The sequence below is a fragment of the Streptomyces sp. NPDC041124 genome (genome assembly GCF_055592385.1).
In genome coordinates this window covers 255,282-272,395 of record NZ_JBVIYR010000002.1, presented here as the reverse complement: position 1 = coordinate 272,395, position 17,114 = coordinate 255,282, and the positions used below count along the sequence as shown (strand labels likewise).

The window sequence follows — 17,114 nt, the reverse complement described above, 5'->3', positions numbered from 1 at the left end:
CATCGCGCTCCGTGGGGCGGGCGAAGGCGCCCTTTCCCGCCACCGACCGACGGACACCGATCTGTCCGGCCCGGTCCTCACGGCTCGCGCCGCCGGACGCGGAACCCCCGCCGCACCCGGGCGGTGCCCGCATGGTGGAACGTAAAATCCCGGTTTCCGAGAACCGTTGCATCATGTAACCTGCACCAGCTTTTGCTTCCCACGCAGAGGGCCAACGTCGTCCCTCGGCACTGCACATGCCACATGACGACGACGGGAGAGCCGATGCGTACGCCGCGCCAGCCGTCCCAGCATTCTCCGAACGACCGCCCGAACTGGTCGTTCATGGATGCTCGCCCTGCAGCGCAGGGCCTGTACGACCCCCGCGACGAGCACGACGCCTGCGGCGTCGGTTTCGTCGCCACCCTCACCGGCGAGGCGTCCCACACCCTGGTCGAGCAGGCACTCACCGTCCTGCGCAACCTCGAGCACCGCGGCGCCACCGGCTCCGAGCCGGACTCCGGCGACGGCGCGGGGATCCTCTCCCAGGTGCCGGACGCCTTCTTCCGCGAGGTGGCCGGATTCGAACTGCCGGAGGCCGGCGGCTACGCCGTCGGTATCGCCTTCCTGCCGGAGGCCGGGACCGACGACGCCGTCGCCCGGATCGACGCGATCGCCGCCGACGAGGGCCTCACCGTCCTCGGCTGGCGCGAGGTGCCGGTCGCGCCCCAGCTGCTCGGCGCCACCGCCCGCTCCACGATGCCCGTCTTCAAGCAGATCTTCGTCAGCGCCGGCGACAGCCGGGGCATCGAGCTCGACCGCAGGGCGTTCGTGCTGCGCAAGCGTGCCGAGCGGGAGGCGGGCGTCTACTTCCCGTCGCTGTCCGCCCGGACGATCGTCTACAAGGGCATGCTGACCACCGGCCAGCTCGAGCCGTTCTTCCCCGACCTGTCCGACCGCCGCTTCGGCTCCGCGATCGCCCTGGTGCACTCCCGGTTCTCCACGAACACCTTCCCGTCGTGGCCGCTCGCGCACCCCTACCGGTTCGTCGCGCACAACGGTGAGATCAACACCGTCAAGGGCAACCGCAACTGGATGCGCGCCCGCGAGTCCCAGCTCGCCTCCGACCTGTTCGGCTCCGCCGGCGACGGGCGCGGCGGGAAGGACCTGGAGCGGATCTTCCCCGTCTGCACCCCCGACGCCTCGGACTCCGCCTCGTTCGACGAGGTGCTGGAGCTGCTGCACCTGGGCGGCCGCTCCCTGCCGCACTCCGTGCTGATGATGATCCCGGAGGCGTGGGAGAACCACGACTCCATGGACCCGGCCCGGCGCGCCTTCTACCAGTACCACTCCACGATGATGGAGCCCTGGGACGGACCCGCCTGCGTCACCTTCACCGACGGCACCCAGGTCGGCGCCGTCCTCGACCGCAACGGCCTGCGCCCCGGCCGCTACTGGGTCACCGACGACGGCCTCGTCGTCCTCGGCTCCGAGGTCGGCGTGCTCGACATCGACCCGGCGAAGGTCGTCCGCAAGGGCCGCCTCCAGCCCGGCCGCATGTTCCTCGTCGACACCGCCGAGCACCGCATCATCGAGGACGACGAGATCAAGGCCGCCCTCGCCGCCGAGCGCCCGTACGCGGAGTGGCTCGAGGCCGGCGAGATCGAGCTGTCCGACCTGCCCGAGCGCGAGCACATCGTGCACACCCACGCCTCGGTCACCCGCCGCCAGCAGACCTTCGGCTACACCGAGGAGGAGCTGCGCGTCCTCCTCGCGCCGATGGCCAAGGCCGGCGCCGAGCCGATCGGCTCGATGGGCACCGACTCGCCGATCGCCGCCCTCAGCGAGCGCCCGCGGCTGCTCTTCGACTACTTCACCCAGCTGTTCGCCCAGGTCACCAACCCGCCGCTGGACGCGATCCGCGAGGAACTGGTCACCTCCCTGCTCTCCTCGCTGGGCCCGCAGGGCAACCTGCTCGACCCGACCGCCGCCGCGTGCCGCAGCGTCACGCTGCCCTTCCCGGTGATCGACAACGACGAGCTGGCCAAGCTCATCCACATCAACGCCGACGGCGACATGCCCGGCTTCAAGGCCGCGACCCTCTCCGGCCTGTACCGGGTCTCCGGCGGCGGCGACGCCCTCGCGGAACGCATCGAGGCGATCTGCGTCGAGGCCGACGCCGCCATCGAGAACGGCGCCCGCCTCATCGTCCTGTCCGACCGGCACTCCGACGCCGAGCACGCGCCGATCCCGTCGCTGCTGCTCACCGCGGCCGTCCACCACCACCTCATCCGCACCAAGCAGCGCACCCAGGTGGGCCTGCTGGTCGAGGCCGGTGACGTCCGCGAGGTCCACCACGTGGCCCTGCTCATCGGGTACGGCGCCGCCGCCGTCAACCCCTACCTGGCGATGGAGTCCGTCGAGGACCTGGTCCGCGCGGGCACCTTCCTGCCCGGCATGGAGCCCGAGCAGGCCATCCGCAACCTGATCCACGCGCTCGGCAAGGGCGTCCTGAAGGTCATGTCCAAGATGGGCATCTCCACGGTCGCCTCCTACCGGGGCGCGCAGGTCTTCGAGGCCGTCGGCCTCGCCGAGGACTTCGTGGAGAAGTACTTCAACGGCACCGCCTCCAAGATCGGCGGCGTCGGCATCGACGTGATCGCCAAGGAGGTCGCCGCCCGCCACGCCAAGGCCTACCCGGCCTCCGGCATCGCCCCCGCGCACCGCGCGCTGGAGATCGGCGGCGAGTACCAGTGGCGCCGCGAGGGCGAGCCGCACCTGTTCGACCCGGAGACGGTCTTCCGCCTCCAGCACTCCACGCGCTCCGGCCGCTACGACATCTTCAAGAAGTACACCGACCGCGTCAACGAGCAGTCCGAGCGGCTGATGACGCTGCGCGGACTCTTCGGCTTCAAGTCCGGCCGGGGACCGATCCCGGTCGACGAGGTCGAGCCGGTCTCCGAGATCGTCAAGCGGTTCTCCACCGGCGCCATGTCGTACGGCTCCATCTCCCAGGAGGCGCACGAGACCCTCGCCATCGCCATGAACCAGCTGGGCGGCAAGTCCAACACCGGTGAGGGCGGCGAGGACCCCGAGCGCCTGTACGACCCGGCCCGCCGCTCCGCCATCAAGCAGGTCGCCTCCGGCCGCTTCGGCGTGACCTCCGAGTACCTGGTCAACGCCGACGACATCCAGATCAAGATGGCCCAGGGCGCCAAGCCCGGCGAGGGCGGCCAGCTGCCCGGCCACAAGGTCTACCCGTGGGTCGCCAAGACCCGCCACAGCACCCCCGGCGTGGGCCTCATCTCCCCGCCGCCGCACCACGACATCTACTCCATCGAGGACCTCGCCCAGCTCATCCACGACCTGAAGAACGCCAACCCCGAGGCCCGCGTTCACGTCAAGCTGGTCTCCGAGGTCGGCGTCGGCACCGTCGCCGCGGGTGTGTCGAAGGCCCACGCGGACGTCGTGCTGATCTCCGGCCACGACGGCGGCACCGGCGCCTCCCCGCTCACCTCGCTGAAGCACGCGGGCGGCCCCTGGGAGCTCGGTCTCGCCGAGACCCAGCAGACCCTGCTGCTCAACGGGCTGCGCGACCGGATCGTCGTGCAGACCGACGGCCAGCTCAAGACCGGCCGTGACGTGGTCATCGCCGCCCTGCTCGGCGCCGAGGAGTTCGGCTTCGCCACCGCCCCGCTGGTCGTCTCCGGCTGCGTCATGATGCGCGTCTGCCACCTGGACACCTGCCCGGTCGGCATCGCCACCCAGAACCCGGTGCTGCGTGACCGCTACTCCGGCAAGGCCGAGTACGTCGTGAACTTCTTCCGCTTCATCGCCGAAGAGGTCCGCGAACTCCTCGCCGAGCTGGGCTTCCGCTCCATCGAGGAGGCCGTCGGCCACGCCGAGGTCCTCGACGTGACCCGGGCGGTGAACCACTGGAAGGCGCAGGGCCTGGAGCTGGAGCCGCTGTTCCACGTGCCCGACCTGCCCGAGGGCGCCGTCCGCCACCAGGCCGTCACCCAGGACCACGGCCTGGAGAAGGCCCTCGACAACGAGCTGATCAAGCTCGCCGCCGACGCGCTGTCCGCGTCCGGTGCCGAGGACGCCCAGCCGGTGCGCGCCCGGGTCGCCATCCGCAACATCAACCGCACGGTCGGCACCATGCTCGGCCACGAGGTGACGAAGAAGTTCGGCGGGGCGGGCCTGCCCGACGACACCATCGACATCACCTTCACCGGCTCCGCCGGCCAGTCCTTCGGCGCCTTCGTCCCGCGCGGCGTCACGCTGCGCCTGGAGGGCGACGCCAACGACTACGTCGGCAAGGGCCTGTCCGGCGGCCGGATCGTGGTCCGCCCGGACCGCGGCGCCGACCACCTCGCCGAGTACTCCACCATCGCGGGCAACACGATCGCCTACGGCGCGACCGGCGGCGAGCTGTTCCTGCGCGGCCGCACGGGCGAGCGGTTCTGCGTCCGCAACTCCGGCGCGCTGGTCGTCTCCGAGGGTGTGGGCGACCACGGCTGCGAGTACATGACCGGCGGCCACGCGGTCGTCCTCGGCGAGACCGGGCGCAACTTCGCGGCCGGCATGTCCGGCGGCATCGCGTACGTCATCGACCTGGACCGGGACAACGTCAACGCCGGCAACCTGGAGGCCGTCCAGCCGCTGGACGACGCCGACCGGCAGTGGCTGCACGACGTGGTCCGCCGGCACCGGGAGGAGACGGGCTCCACCGTCGCCGAGAAGCTGCTCGCCGAGTGGGACACCGCCGTCCAGCGCTTCAGCAAGATCATCCCCAGTACGTACAAGTCAGTGCTCGCCGCCAAGGACGCCGCCGAGCGAGCCGGTCTCTCCGAGACCGAGATCACCGAGAAGATGATGGAGGCGGCGACCCATGGCTGATCCGAAGGGCTTTTTGAACCACGGCCGTGAGGTCGCCAGGTCCCGGCCGGTCGAGGAACGCACGAAGGACTGGAACGAGGTCTACGTCCCCGGCTCCCTGCTGCCGATCATCAGCAAGCAGGCCAGCCGCTGCATGGACTGCGGCATCCCCTTCTGTCACAACGGCTGCCCGCTCGGGAACCTCATCCCCGAGTGGAACGACTACGCCTACCGTGAGGACTGGGGCGCCGCCTCCGAGCGGCTGCACGCCACCAACAACTTCCCGGAGTTCACCGGCCGCCTGTGCCCCGCTCCGTGCGAGTCGGCGTGCGTGCTGGGCATCAACCAGCCGCCGGTCACCATCAAGAACGTCGAGGTCTCGATCATCGACAAGGCGTGGGAGACCGGTGACGTCGCCCCGCAGATCCCCGAGCGCCTGTCGGGGAAGACCGTCGCGGTCGTCGGCTCCGGCCCCGCGGGCTTGGCCGCCGCCCAGCAGCTGACCCGGGCCGGCCACACGGTCGCCGTGTACGAGCGCGCCGACCGCATCGGCGGCCTGCTCCGTTACGGCATCCCCGAGTTCAAGATGGAGAAGCGGCACATCAACCGCCGTATCGAGCAGATGCGCGCGGAGGGCACCAAGTTCCGCACCGGCATCGAGATCGGCCGCGACATGCCGGCCACCGCGCTGCGCAAGCGGTACGACGCCGTGGTCCTCGCCGTGGGCGCGACGACCGCGCGCGACCTGCCGGTGCCCGGCCGCGAACTCAACGGCATCCACCAGGCCATGGAGTACCTGCCGCTGGCCAACAAGGTGCAGGAGGGCGACTACGTCGCCCCGCCGATCTCCGCCGAGGGCAAGCACGTCGTCGTCATCGGCGGCGGTGACACCGGCGCCGACTGCGTGGGCACCGCCCACCGTCAGGGCGCCGCGTCCGTCACCCAGCTGGAGATCATGCCCCGCCCGGGCGAGGAGCGGAACCCGGTCTCCCAGCCCTGGCCGACCTTCCCCATGCTCTACAAGGTCACGTCCGCCCACGAGGAGGGCGGTGAGCGGGTCTACTCCGTCTCCACCACCCACTTCGAGGGCGACGAGGACGGCAACGTCCAGTGGCTGCACCTGACCGAGGTGGAGTTCGCCGACGGCAGGCCGACCCCGAAGCCGGGCACCGAGCGGAAGATCCCCGCCCAGCTGGTCACCCTCGCCATGGGCTTCACCGGAACCGACCGGGACAACGGCATGGTCGACCAGTTCGGCCTGGACCTCGACGAGCGGGGTAACATCGCCCGCGACGCCGACTTCCAGACCAACGTGCCCGGCGTGTTCGTCGCCGGTGACGCCGGCCGCGGTCAGTCGCTCATCGTGTGGGCGATCGCCGAGGGCCGCTCCGCCGCCCAAGGCTGCGACCGCTTCCTCACGGGGGCGAGCGAGCTGCCGGCCCCGATCCGTCCGACGGACCGCGCGCTGATGGTCTGACGGCACGTCAAGAACGTTACGTACAAAGGCGTACGGAACACAGGTGGCGCCTGCCCGCCCGTCCCCGACCGGACAACAGGGCAGGCGCCGCCGCATCTCCCGGGCTCACGCCACCGTGTAGGGCGTCCCGTACATCTCCCACTCCAGCGGGGTCTCGAGGTCCAGGTTCCCCTCGTCGAGGAAGTGGCGCTGGACGGTGACGCGGCCGGTGTCGTGGGAGGGGTGCAGCGCGTTCATGGCTTTGCGGCGGACGTCCAGGAACGCGGCGAGGTACGTCTCCTCGTCACCGCCCCCGGCCGGGGTGTCCGCCCGCTTCACCGCGGCCGCGCGGATGCCGCCGAAGCTCGTGGCACCGTCACCGGGGCCGTGGTAGACCATCGCGTCGTAGTAGATGAACTGGCCCAGCGCCGACAGTCCGTCCCGCTCGGCCCGCCGCACCGCCGGGCCGAAGTACTCCGTGTCCCGCTCGGCGTCCTGCGCGGCCCGGAACTCCGGCCGCTCGGCCTCCGCCTTCCAGGCCGCCGTGAACCCCGGGTCCAGGCCCTCGTGCGAGTCCGTGCCGTCCACCGCGCGCAGCGCCGGCAGGTAGCGGGCCAGGCCGTTGCCCGGGTGCTCCTCGGTGTACTTCTCGACCAGGGTCAGCAGGTCGTGCGTACCGGTGCAGAAACCGATGATGCCCGCGGTGTAGCCCTGGCCGTCGCCTATGTCCTCGATGTAGCCGTAGGCGCTGCGCCAGTCGAGCGTGCCGTTCTCGGCGGTCGCGACGATCTGCTGCGCGAGTTCCTTCTTGGCGGGACTGGTCAGACCCGCCGCTTCCTTCCCGTCGGACGGTGCGGACGAGCAGGCCGCCACCGCGAGCGCGACGGCGGACAGGACCGTGAGCAGGGCGCGTCTCATGACCCAAGCGTACGGAAGGGACGGGGTCAGACCGCCCCGCTTCCCAGCGTCGCGGCCTTCCCCAGGGCCAGCACGGCCAGCAGCGCCAGCAGCGCGGCACAGGCCGCCGCCTGGACCAGCACCCGGTGCCTGCCCCGGGGCGTGTGGGCGAAGACCAGCGCCACCACGCCGCCGGCCAGCAGCCCGCCCAGGTGCCCCTCCCAGGACGTGAACACCGCGGAGATCACCAGCCACAGCAGCAGCCCGCCCAGGAACCGGTTGACCGGGCCCATGGCGGCGCCCACACGCCGCGCCATCACGTAGTACGCGGCCCCCACGCCGAAGATCGCACCGGAGGCGCCCACCACGGCGTCCCCGGGCGCGATCACCAGCACCAGCACCGAACCGCCCAGCGCGGACAGCAGGTACAGGGCGAGGTAGTGGACACGGCCGAGCATCGGCTCGACGAGCCGGCCCAGGTTCCACAGCGCCACCATGTTCATCACGACGTGGAGGACGCCGAACGTGCCCCCGGTGGGCGGCAGATGCAGGAAGGCACCGGTCAGCAGCCGGTACCACTCACCGGCCGCGACCCCCTCCGGGGTGAAGCCCGCGGGGTACGGATCCATCCACAGGTAGTGCTCGCCGTCCGGCCCGATCAGTCCCGCCCCCACCATCGCGAACCGTTCCACGATCTCCGGCCGCAGCACCTCCACCAGATACGCCAGGAGGTTCACGGCGATCAGCACGTACGTCACCACGGGCACCGCGGAGACCCGGCCGCCCACCAGGGTGCGGGCCTGCCGCATCGACCGGGCGCCCTCCTTCACGCACTCGGGGCACTGGTGGCCCACGGCGGCCTCCCGCATGCAGTCCGGGCAGATGTACCGCTCGCAGCGGGTGCAGCGGACGTGGCACTCCACCTTCGGATGGCGGTAGCAGGTGGTGACGGTGGACTCGGAATCCACGGGCCGGCTCCTCGGGAGGGACGGAAGGGGAAAAGAGCCGGTGATGACGGCGGCGAACAAAATAGCGAACGCCGGTGCACGGGGTGAGGGGCGGGGTGGGAGTGCCGTACTGTCGGGGCCAGTTCCGTGACCGAGGGGGGAGCCGGATGGCCGCGATCGGCCCGACCGAGATCGAGCGGACCGCGCCCGCGCTGGTCAGCCTCTACAAGACCGCCGGCATCTCGCTCACCGAGCACGGCATGGACGGCCTGCGCGCCGCCGTCTACCTGGTGGTCGACTACTCCGGCTCGATGAGGCCGTACTACAAGGACGGCAGCGTGCAGGCGCTCGCCGACCGGGTGCTCGGCCTGTCGGCCCACCTCGACGACGACGGCACGGTCCCGCTCGTCCTCTTCTCCACGGACGTCGACGCCGTCACCGACATCACCCTCGCCGACCACCGGGGCCGCGTCGAACGGATCGTGGCCGGGCTGGGGCACATGGGCCGCACCAGCTACCACCTGGCGATGGACGCGGTCATCGACCACTACCTGGACAGCGGCTCCACCGACCCCGCCCTCGTCGTCTTCCAGACCGACGGCGGACCCGTCAACAGGCTCGCCGCGGAGAAGTACCTGTGCAAGGCCGCCCGCCTGCCGCTCTTCTGGCAGTTCATCGGCTTCGGCGACCCGCACAGCAAGCAGTTCGACTACCTCCGGAGACTCGACGACCTCGCCGTCCCGGCGAAACGCGTCGTGGACAACGCGGGCTTCTTCCACGCGGGCGAGAACCCTGGCGCGGTCACGGACGCCGACCTGTACGACCGCCTGGTGGGCGAGTTCGCCGAGTGGCTGACGGCGGCACGAGCACAGGGAATCGTGCCCGAGCCGTAGCGCCCCGCAGGGGCACCGGACCCAGGCGGTGCACGGCCCGGCCCGCCCGGGCGCGACCAGCCACCACGCCCCGCCCCGGCGGACGCCTACGTGTCGCACTCCAGCACCGTCCGGCACAGCCCGCACCGCGCCCGCACGCGCCCCTTCACCGGAACCCTGATCCGCTGGTGGCAGGTGGGACACGGGAACGACACCCGCAGAGGGCCCCCACCGCCCGCCGTGAAGCGATACGACACCTCGCGCCCGGCCCCGGCCCCCGCGGAACGGTCCTGAGCGTGCCGCCGGTCCCGCGCGTAACGCCTGCGCCCCGCCCACCCCGCGGAACGCAACGGCGGCTGCTCCCCGTCCCGCCGCGCCAGCGCCATCCCCGCCCCGTACGCCGTGTACGCCTGCGCGCTGGTGAACCACACCGACGGGTCCTCCCCGAACGCCAGCGACCGCTTCGCCAGCACGTACCCGAACTCCTCCGGCGTGAGGTACCCCAGCTTCTGCGACGACGCCCCGTCCTCCCGGAACGCGTCCAGCAGCAGCCACCCCGCGCCCAGATACGTCGCCGTCGTGTCCGTCAGGATCTCGTTGTCCCGCGTCCCCGGGAACGACAGCCCCAGCCGGTGCAGGTACACGTGCGCCACCTCGTGCGCCAGGGCCGCCCCGATGTCCCGCCGGTGCGTGCGGAACCGGTCGTTCAGCTCGACGAAGTACTCCGGACCCGCCGCCAGCTCCACGTTCGCCGCATGCGTCATCTCACGGAACCCGACGATCAGCCGCGCGTCCGGCAGCCGGTAGTGCCGCACCATCTCGCGGGCCACCCGCTGCGCCCCCAGGTGCAGGTCGTCCGTGTCGCAGAACGCCACGTCGGCGGGCGCCACACTCACCGGGAACGCCCGTACCGTGTCGTACGTCAGCCGCCGGTACAGCGCCGTGACCGCCTCCCGCACCGTCTCCAGATGCGGATAGCCGTGCTCCACCGGTCCGCCGTTCGCCACGTCGCACCCCCGCGCGCCTGGAACCCCGTTCCACTGTACGGTCCCGCCCCCGGACGCCGCCGCCCCGCCTCCGCCCGCCCCGTAGGCTGACGCACCATGACCACCAGCAACACCGCCAGCGGTGACGCCGACCCCGCCGTCCGCGAGGAACTCACCCGGCTGCGCGACAGCATCGACAACATCGACGCCGCCGTCGTCCACATGCTCGCCGAACGCTTCAAGTGCACCCAGCAGGTGGGCCGCCTCAAGGCCGAGCACCGGCTGCCGCCCGCCGACCCCGGCCGCGAGGCCCGCCAGATCGCCCGGCTGCGCGCCCTCGCCGAGGACGCCAGACTCGACCCCGCCTTCGCGGAGAAGTTCCTCAACTTCATCATCGGGGAGGTGATCCGGCACCACGAGCGCATCGCCGACGGCACCGCCGACACCACGCCCTCGGCGAAACCGGCCACCACCTCCTCCGCCGGGGAGTGACAGGACGGCTCCCGCGGAGCATGCTGCGCTGTGCACTCCTTGTCGGCTGACGGCCACCGTCCGCCAGCGCCGGACAGCCATCCGGTCCCTTACGAGGAGGGACGCACCCCATGCCGCCCAACGCCCGGATCCTCATCGTCGACGACCACGAGGACACCTTCTACGCCCTGGAGAGCGCCCTGGCCCCGCTGGGTCACCTGCTGGGCCGGGCCACCAGCGGCGACGAGGCCCTCAAACAGCTCCTGCGCGGAAACGTCGGCCTGCTGCTCCTCGACGTCCACATGCCGGGCACCGGCGGCCTGGACGTCGTGCGCTACATGCGCCGCCTGCAACAGACCCAGCACATCCCCGTCGTCCTGCTCACCGGCTTCGCCCGCGACCGGCAGCTCGGCGCCGCCGCCTACGGCCTCGGCGTCGCCGACCTCGTCACCAAACCCGTCGACCCATGGGCGCTGCGCACCAAGATCCGCCACCTCTACGACGCCCATCAGCGCCGGCTCGCCCTGGAGGCCGAGATCCGCGCCCTGCGCGCCCGGCTCGACGAACGCACCCCCGCCCCCGCCCGCCCCGCCCTGCCCCACCCGCACGCGCACGCCGCGCCCGGACAGCCCACGGGGGCGCAGACCGGGGAGCTCGAACGAGACCGGACATAGGCCGCGAACCCGATCCGCCCCTGTGCCCGGGCCACGCCATCAGGCAGCATGGCCCGCATGTCCGTACTGACGCGCGACGAAGCGCAGAACCGAGCACAGCTCCTCGACGTCCACCGCTACACGATCGACCTCGATCTGACCGCCGGCGACGAGACGTTCGACTCCCGCACCCTGATCAGGTTCGACGCCCGCGCGGACGCGGACACGTTCGTCGAGATCAAGCCCGCCGAGCTGCGCTCCGTCACCCTCGACGGACAGCCCCTCGACCCCGGCACCCTGGACGGCAACCGGCTGCCCCTGAAGAACCTCACCGCCGGCGAACACGAACTGCGCGTCGAGGCCGCCATGCGCTACTCCCGCACCGGGGAGGGCATGCACCGCTTCACCGACCCCACCGACGGGGAGACCTACGTCTACACACAGCTCTTCCTCGACGACGTGCAGCGGGTCTTCGCCGCCTTCGACCAGCCCGACCTGAAAGCCGTCTTCGACCTCACCGTCACCGCGCCCGAAGGCTGGAGCGTCCTCGCCAACGGCGTCACCGAGCACACCGGCCAGGGCGTGTGGCGGGCCGCCCCCACCCCGCTGATCTCCACCTACCTCGTCGCCGTCGCCGCCGGGCCCTGGCACTCCGTGCGCACCGAACACCACGGACTGCCCTTCGGCATCCACTGCCGCCGCTCCCTCGCCCCCTACCTCGACGCCGACGCCGACGAACTCCTCGACATCACCCGCGCCTGCTTCGACCGCTACCACGAGAAGTTCGAGGAGCCCTACCCCTTCGACTCCTACGACCAGGCCTTCGTCCCGGAGTTCAACGCGGGCGCCATGGAGAACCCCGGACTGGTCACCTTCCGCGACGAGTTCGTCTTCCGCTCCGCCGTCACCGACACCGAGCGCCAGACCCGCGCCATGGTCGTCGCCCACGAGATGGCCCACATGTGGTTCGGCGACCTCGTCACCCTCAAGTGGTGGGACGACATCTGGCTGAACGAGTCCTTCGCCGAGTACATGGGCTACCAGACCCTCAACGAGGTCGCGCCCGCAGGGCCCGGAGGACAGCCCCCCCGATGGAGGGGCACCGACACCTGGACCGACTTCGGCGTCTCCCGCAAGGCCTGGGGCTACGACGCCGACCAGCGGCCCTCCACCCACCCCGTCGCCCCCGGCAACGTCCCCGACACCGCCTCCGCCCTGCTCAACTTCGACGGCATCTCCTACGCCAAGGGCGCCTCCGCCCTGCGCCAGCTCGTCGCCTGGCTCGGCGAGAAGGACTTCCTCGCCGGCATCAACATCCACTTCCAGCGGCACCGGTTCGCCAACGCCACCCTCGCCGACTTCATCGACTCCCTCGCCGCCGCCACCGAACGCGACGTCCACGCCTGGGCCGACGCGTGGCTGCGCACCACCGGCGTCGACACCCTCACCGCGTCCGTCGACTCCCGCCCCGGCCAGTGGACCCTCGCCCTCGGCCGCGACGGCGACCGCCCCCACCGCGTCACCGTCGGCGTCTACGACCGCGACCTGCACGACGGCCGCAGCCTCCTGCTGCGGGAGCGCTACGAGACCGACGTCCCCCAGGCCGTCGCGCCCGAGCCGCGCACCGGCACCCGCCCGGCCCTCGTCGTCCCCAACGACCTGGACCTCACCTACGCCAAGATCCGCCTCGACGAGACCTCCCTGGAAACCGTCCTGCGCGGCCTGTCCGGCATCCCCGACGCGCTCACCCGCGCCGTCGTGTGGAACGCTCTGCGCGACATGGTCCGCGACGGCGAACTCGCCCCCGCCGACTACCTGGCGACCGCCGCCGCCCACCTGCCCGAGGAGACCGACCTCGCCCTCGTCCAGGGCGTCCTCGCCTTCGCCTGCGTCCACGTCGCCGACCGCTACCTCACCCCCGGCCGGCGACCCGCCGCCCTCTCCACCCTCACCGGCCTGTGCCGCGACCTCATCCGCCGCACCGAGGACGGCGACCACCCCGGACTGCGGCTCATCGCCGTCCGCCACTACATCGACGTCGCCGCCCACCCCGAGCCGATCGCCGCCTGGCTCGCCGACGGCACCGTCCCCGGCGGCCCCGAACTCGACCCCGAGCTGCGCTGGCGGGTCCTGGCCCGCCTCGCCGTGCTCGGCGCCGTCGACGAGAGGGCCATCGCCGCCGAACTCGACCGCGACCCCAGCGCCACCGGCCAGGAGGGCGCCGCCCGCTGCCGGGCCGCCCTGCCCGACCCGGACGCCAAAGCCCGCGCCTGGGACGCCCTGTTCGGCTCCGACGACCTGTCCAACTACCTGTTCACCGCCACCGCCCGGGGCTTCTGGCAGCCCGAACAGGCCGACCTCGTACGCCCCTACGTGGCCCGCTACTACAAGGAGGCCGTCGCCCTCGCCGCCCGCCGCGGACCCGCCATCGCCGAAGCCGCCGGACGCTGGGCCTTCCCCGCCCACGCCGTCGACGCCGAGGCCCTCAAGCTCGGCGAGAAATGCCTGCGCAAGGCCGACCCCACGCCCGCCCTGCGCCGCAAGCTCGCCGACCAGCTCGACGACCTCGCCCGCGCCCTGCGCGTCCAGCAGGCCTAGCGCACACGACACCCGTGGGGGGCGCCTCCGATCCACCCGGAGGCGCCCCCTACGTACCTCACTAAAAGGGACGTACCCCCTTTTGGGTCTGATCCCCGGGCTTTCCGGGCGCGGCACCCCCTCCCCGTACAAGCTGGTGCCCTCCCGCGCACCGCCCCGGAGGACAGCCATGAGCACGCCGCCGCCCCTCGCCTCGGGCCCCCGAGGCCCCGACCACCTCAGGCCATTGCTCGACACCGTCCTCGACGCCCTGCACCAGGGCGGACAGGCGCGCGGAGGGCCACTGCCCGCCGGCGGACCCGACGCGGTCACCGCCACCGTCCAGGACACCGTCGGCGACATCCTGCCCCAGGAGGGCGACCCCGGCGCCCTGCACACCCTCGTCCGCGTCCTCGCCGAAGGCGCCGCCGACCCCGCCCACCCCTGGTGCACCGCCCACCTGCACTGCCCCCCGCTCGCCGTCGCGGCCGCCGCCGACCTCGCCGCCAGCGTCCTCAACCCCTCCCTCGACTCCTGGGACCAGGCCCCGGCCGCCTCCACACTCGAAACCCTCCTCACCCGCACCCTCGCCCACGAGGCCGGCCACACCGACGGCCTCGTCACCACCGGCGGCACCGAGGCCAACCAACTCGCCCTCCTCCTCGCCCGCGAAACCCACGGCCCCACCGTGCGCCTCGTGCACGCCGCCGGAGCCCACCACTCACTGCCCCGCGCCGCCTGGCTCCTCGGCCTGCCCGACCCCGTCGAGATCCCCGCCCCCGCCGGCACCCTCGACCCCGCCGCCCTCGACGACGCCCTCACCCACCTGCCCGGACCCCACCTCGTCGCCGCCACCGCGGGCACCACCGACGCCGGACTCATCGACCCCCTGCCCGAGATCGCGGCCCGCTGCGCCGCCCACGGCGCCCGCCTCCACATCGACGCCGCCTACGGCGGAAGCCTCCTCTTCAGCGACCTCCACCGGCACCGCCTCGCCGGCCTCCAAGCCGCCCACACCCTCACCCTCGACCTCCACAAACTCGGCTGGCAGCCCGTCCCCGCCGGACTCCTCACCGTCCGCGACGCCGGCGACCTCACCGCCCTGCACCACCCCACCGACTACCTCAACGCCGACGACGACACCGCAGCCGGACTCCCCGACCTCCTCGGACGCTCCCTGCGCACCACCCGCCGCCCCGACATCCTCAAGATCGCCGTCACCCTCAAAACCCTCGGCCGCACCGGACTCGGCACCCTCGTCGACCAGGTCTGCGCCCTCGCCCAGGAACTCGCCCGCCTCCTCGACGACGACCCCCGCTTCGACCTCCACGACAAGCCCGCCATCAGCACCGTCCTCTTCCGGCCCGCCCACACCGACGACACCGCCGTCGCCCACCTGCGCCGACACCTCCTCACCACCGGCCGCGCCGTCCTCGGCCGCGCCCGAGCAGACGGCCGGCTCTGGCTGAAAGCCACCCTCCTCAACCCCACCACCAGCACCGACGACCTGGCGGACCTCCTCACCCTCGTCCACCGGGCCCACACGGAAGGACCCCGATGACGACCCCCACCACCCCCTGCGACCTCCTCGGCATCGGCATCGGCCCCCTCAACCTCTCCCTCGCCGCCCTCGCCGACCCCATCCCCGCCCTGCGCACCGCCTTCTACGACCGGCGCCCCCACTTCAGCTGGCACCCCGGCCTGCTCCTCGACGACGTCACCGTCCAGGTCCCCTTCCTCGCCGACCTCGTCACCCTCGCCGACCCCACCAGCCCCTGGACCTTCCTCAACCACCTCAGAGCCCGCGAACGCCTCTACCCCTTCTACTTCGCCGAGCACTTCCACATCCGCCGCACCGAGTACGACACCTACTGCCGCTGGGTCGCCGACCACCTCCCCTCACTCCGCTTCGGCCACCACATCGACACCGTCCGCTGGAACGCCCGACGGGCCCTCTTCGAAGCCGAGTACACCCGGCTCGACGCCGACGGGCGCGCCACCGCCACCGGCCGCCTCCACGCCCGCAACATCGTCCTCGGCATCGGCACCGAACCCTTCACGCCCGAACCCCTGCGCCCCCTCGCCGACACCCCCGGCCTCCCCGTCGTCCACGCCGAGGACTACCTCACCCACCGCGACACCCTCCTCACCGCGGACCACATCACCGTCATCGGCACCGGACAGTCCGGCGCCGAGATCTACCTCGACCTGCTGCGCCGGCGGCCCGCCGGCCGCGAGCGGCTGCACTGGATCGGCCGCACCGCCGCCTTCGCGCCCATGGAGTACTCCAAACTCGGCCTCGAACACTTCACCCCCGACCACACCCGCTACTTCCACGCCCTCCCCGAACCCGTCCGCGACCGGCTCGTCCCCGCCCAATGGCAGCTCCACAAGGGCGTCGACGCCGCCACCCTCGCCGCCATCCACGACGAGCTCTACCGGCGCACCCTGGACGGCGGCTGGCCCGACACCGTCCTCACCCCCGCCGTCCACGTCCGCGCCGCCCGCCGCACCGACCGCGCCCGCATCGAACTCCACCTCGAACACACCCACCAGCAGACCAGCGCCCGCCTGACCACCGACGCCGTCGTCCTCGCCACCGGCCACCGCCCACGCCCCCTCGACAGCCTCCTCGGCCCCCTCGAACCGCACCTGCGCCGCGACCACTCCGGACGGCCCCGCATCGACGCGCACTTCCGCCTCGGCCTCGACCGCGCCATCACCGGCAGCGTCTACGTCCAGAACGCCGAACTCCACACCCACGGCGTAGGCACCCCCGACCTGGGCCTGGCCGCCTGGCGCAGCGCCACGATCCTCAACCACGTCACCCGCCGGCCCGTCTACCCCCTCCCCGCCCGCACCGCCTTCACCACCTTCGGACTCCAGCCCCGGACACGACAGGTCCCGCCCGCCCGGCAAGCCGCACGGCTCACCCCACTGGCGGACGGGACCTGAGAGTCACCCCCGACGACGGACACCGCTCGGAACACCGGCGTGCCGACCCGCGTCAGCCTCCGGTCCACCGACGCGAAGTCCGCCGGGTCCAGCACACCCCGCTCCGTGTTCACCACGACCACGAACTGCTGCGCGTCACCGAGCGCGGCACCCCCGTACATGAGGTTCCGGATCCGCGACCCGGCCGGACGGGCGACGTCGATCTCGTACCGAAGCCCCGACACGTAGTCGTAGATGCAGTCCGGACGGCCGCCCACGTTCGACGGCTTCGCTCCGTCGAGGGGCGCACCGGCCGCCGTCCGCACGAAATGCCCCGCCGAGTACTCCGGATACGCCCGGACCTCGGCCCCCGTCATCGGCATCGCCAGCAGCGTGCTGTCGTACACGTACAGGCTCGACAGGACCCGGATCGTCACCTCGCGCCCGGAACCGGCACCCGC

At 72.2% G+C, this 17,114-nt stretch carries 11 protein-coding genes and 1 pseudogene; 8 read left to right on the top strand and 4 right to left on the bottom strand.

The genetic code is table 11. The features are described 5' to 3' along the window. Positions 1–264: 264 nt before the first annotated feature. Complete coding sequence (gltB, locus tag ACZ6A9_RS05620) at positions 265–4,881, top strand: glutamate synthase large subunit (protein WP_468978916.1); 4,617 nt, start codon at positions 265–267, stop codon at positions 4,879–4,881. After that, positions 4,874–6,337 (top strand): glutamate synthase subunit beta, encoded by a 1,464-nt coding sequence (locus ACZ6A9_RS05615; protein WP_468978913.1) that lies wholly within the window; start codon positions 4,874–4,876, stop codon positions 6,335–6,337. Before gltB ends, ACZ6A9_RS05615 begins: the two co-directional genes overlap by 8 nt. A 105-nt stretch (positions 6,338–6,442) precedes the next feature. Here ACZ6A9_RS05615 and ACZ6A9_RS05610 read toward each other — a convergent pair whose 3' ends face one another. Next, a complete protein-coding gene (locus ACZ6A9_RS05610; RefSeq protein ID WP_468978909.1) occupies positions 6,443–7,234 on the bottom strand; it encodes a chitosanase in 792 nt (263 codons plus the stop codon). A 26-nt stretch (positions 7,235–7,260) separates the two neighbouring features. Then, positions 7,261–8,181 carry a rhomboid family intramembrane serine protease gene (locus tag ACZ6A9_RS05605; RefSeq protein ID WP_468978907.1) on the bottom strand — a complete coding sequence of 307 codons (921 nt, stop codon included), beginning with the start codon at positions 8,179–8,181 and terminating at the stop codon, positions 7,261–7,263. Between the two features lie 146 nt (positions 8,182–8,327). Between ACZ6A9_RS05605 and ACZ6A9_RS05600 the strand changes: the two genes are divergently transcribed. After that, a complete protein-coding gene (locus ACZ6A9_RS05600; protein ID WP_468978904.1) occupies positions 8,328–9,053 on the top strand; it encodes a vWA domain-containing protein in 726 nt (241 codons plus the stop codon). Between the two features lie 86 nt (positions 9,054–9,139). Here ACZ6A9_RS05600 and ACZ6A9_RS05595 read toward each other — a convergent pair whose 3' ends face one another. Then, positions 9,140–10,039 (bottom strand): hypothetical protein, encoded by a 900-nt coding sequence (locus tag ACZ6A9_RS05595; protein ID WP_468978901.1) that lies wholly within the window; start codon positions 10,037–10,039, stop codon positions 9,140–9,142. 96 nt (positions 10,040–10,135) lie between these two features. Between ACZ6A9_RS05595 and ACZ6A9_RS05590 the strand changes: the two genes are divergently transcribed. From ACZ6A9_RS05590 to ACZ6A9_RS05570, 5 genes are all read left to right on the top strand, one after another. Beyond that, complete coding sequence (locus ACZ6A9_RS05590; RefSeq protein ID WP_468978896.1) at positions 10,136–10,510, top strand: chorismate mutase; 375 nt, start codon at positions 10,136–10,138, stop codon at positions 10,508–10,510. 110 nt (positions 10,511–10,620) lie between these two features. Further along, a complete protein-coding gene (locus ACZ6A9_RS05585; RefSeq protein ID WP_468978893.1) occupies positions 10,621–11,163 on the top strand; it encodes a response regulator in 543 nt (180 codons plus the stop codon). A gap of 48 nt (positions 11,164–11,211) precedes the next feature. Further along, on the top strand, positions 11,212–13,740 hold the full coding sequence (gene pepN / locus ACZ6A9_RS05580; protein ID WP_468978890.1) for an aminopeptidase N: 2,529 nt from the start codon (positions 11,212–11,214) through the stop codon (positions 13,738–13,740). Positions 13,741–13,909: 169 nt separating this feature from the next. Next, positions 13,910–15,280, top strand: a complete 1,371-nt coding sequence (locus tag ACZ6A9_RS05575; RefSeq protein WP_468978887.1) for a pyridoxal phosphate-dependent decarboxylase family protein — start codon at positions 13,910–13,912, stop codon at positions 15,278–15,280. Further along, entirely contained in the window at positions 15,277–16,674 is a 1,398-nt protein-coding gene (locus ACZ6A9_RS05570) for a lysine N(6)-hydroxylase/L-ornithine N(5)-oxygenase family protein (protein ID WP_468978885.1), read from the top strand. Before ACZ6A9_RS05575 ends, ACZ6A9_RS05570 begins: the two co-directional genes overlap by 4 nt. Positions 16,675–16,703: 29 nt before the next feature. Here ACZ6A9_RS05570 and ACZ6A9_RS05565 read toward each other — a convergent pair. Further along, positions 16,704–17,093 (bottom strand): annotated as a pseudogene (locus tag ACZ6A9_RS05565) (5'-nucleotidase C-terminal domain-containing protein); the annotation flags it as partial. Positions 17,094–17,114: the final 21 nt, after the last annotated feature.

Bases quoted from the DNA above. Each gene is read 5' to 3' on its own strand.
- ACZ6A9_RS05610 (WP_468978909.1), bottom strand. From the start codon at position 7,234: ATGAGACGCGCCCTGCTCACGGTCCTGTCCGCCGTCGCGCTCGCGGTG.
- gltB (WP_468978916.1), top strand. From the start codon at position 265: ATGCGTACGCCGCGCCAGCCGTCCCAGCATTCTCCGAACGACCGCCCG.
- ACZ6A9_RS05615 (WP_468978913.1), top strand. From the start codon at position 4,874: ATGGCTGATCCGAAGGGCTTTTTGAACCACGGCCGTGAGGTCGCCAGG.
- ACZ6A9_RS05590 (WP_468978896.1), top strand. From the start codon at position 10,136: ATGACCACCAGCAACACCGCCAGCGGTGACGCCGACCCCGCCGTCCGC.
- pepN (WP_468978890.1), top strand. From the start codon at position 11,212: ATGGCCCGCATGTCCGTACTGACGCGCGACGAAGCGCAGAACCGAGCA.
- ACZ6A9_RS05570 (WP_468978885.1), top strand. From the start codon at position 15,277: ATGACGACCCCCACCACCCCCTGCGACCTCCTCGGCATCGGCATCGGC.
- ACZ6A9_RS05600 (WP_468978904.1), top strand. From the start codon at position 8,328: ATGGCCGCGATCGGCCCGACCGAGATCGAGCGGACCGCGCCCGCGCTG.
- ACZ6A9_RS05585 (WP_468978893.1), top strand. From the start codon at position 10,621: ATGCCGCCCAACGCCCGGATCCTCATCGTCGACGACCACGAGGACACC.
- ACZ6A9_RS05575 (WP_468978887.1), top strand. From the start codon at position 13,910: ATGAGCACGCCGCCGCCCCTCGCCTCGGGCCCCCGAGGCCCCGACCAC.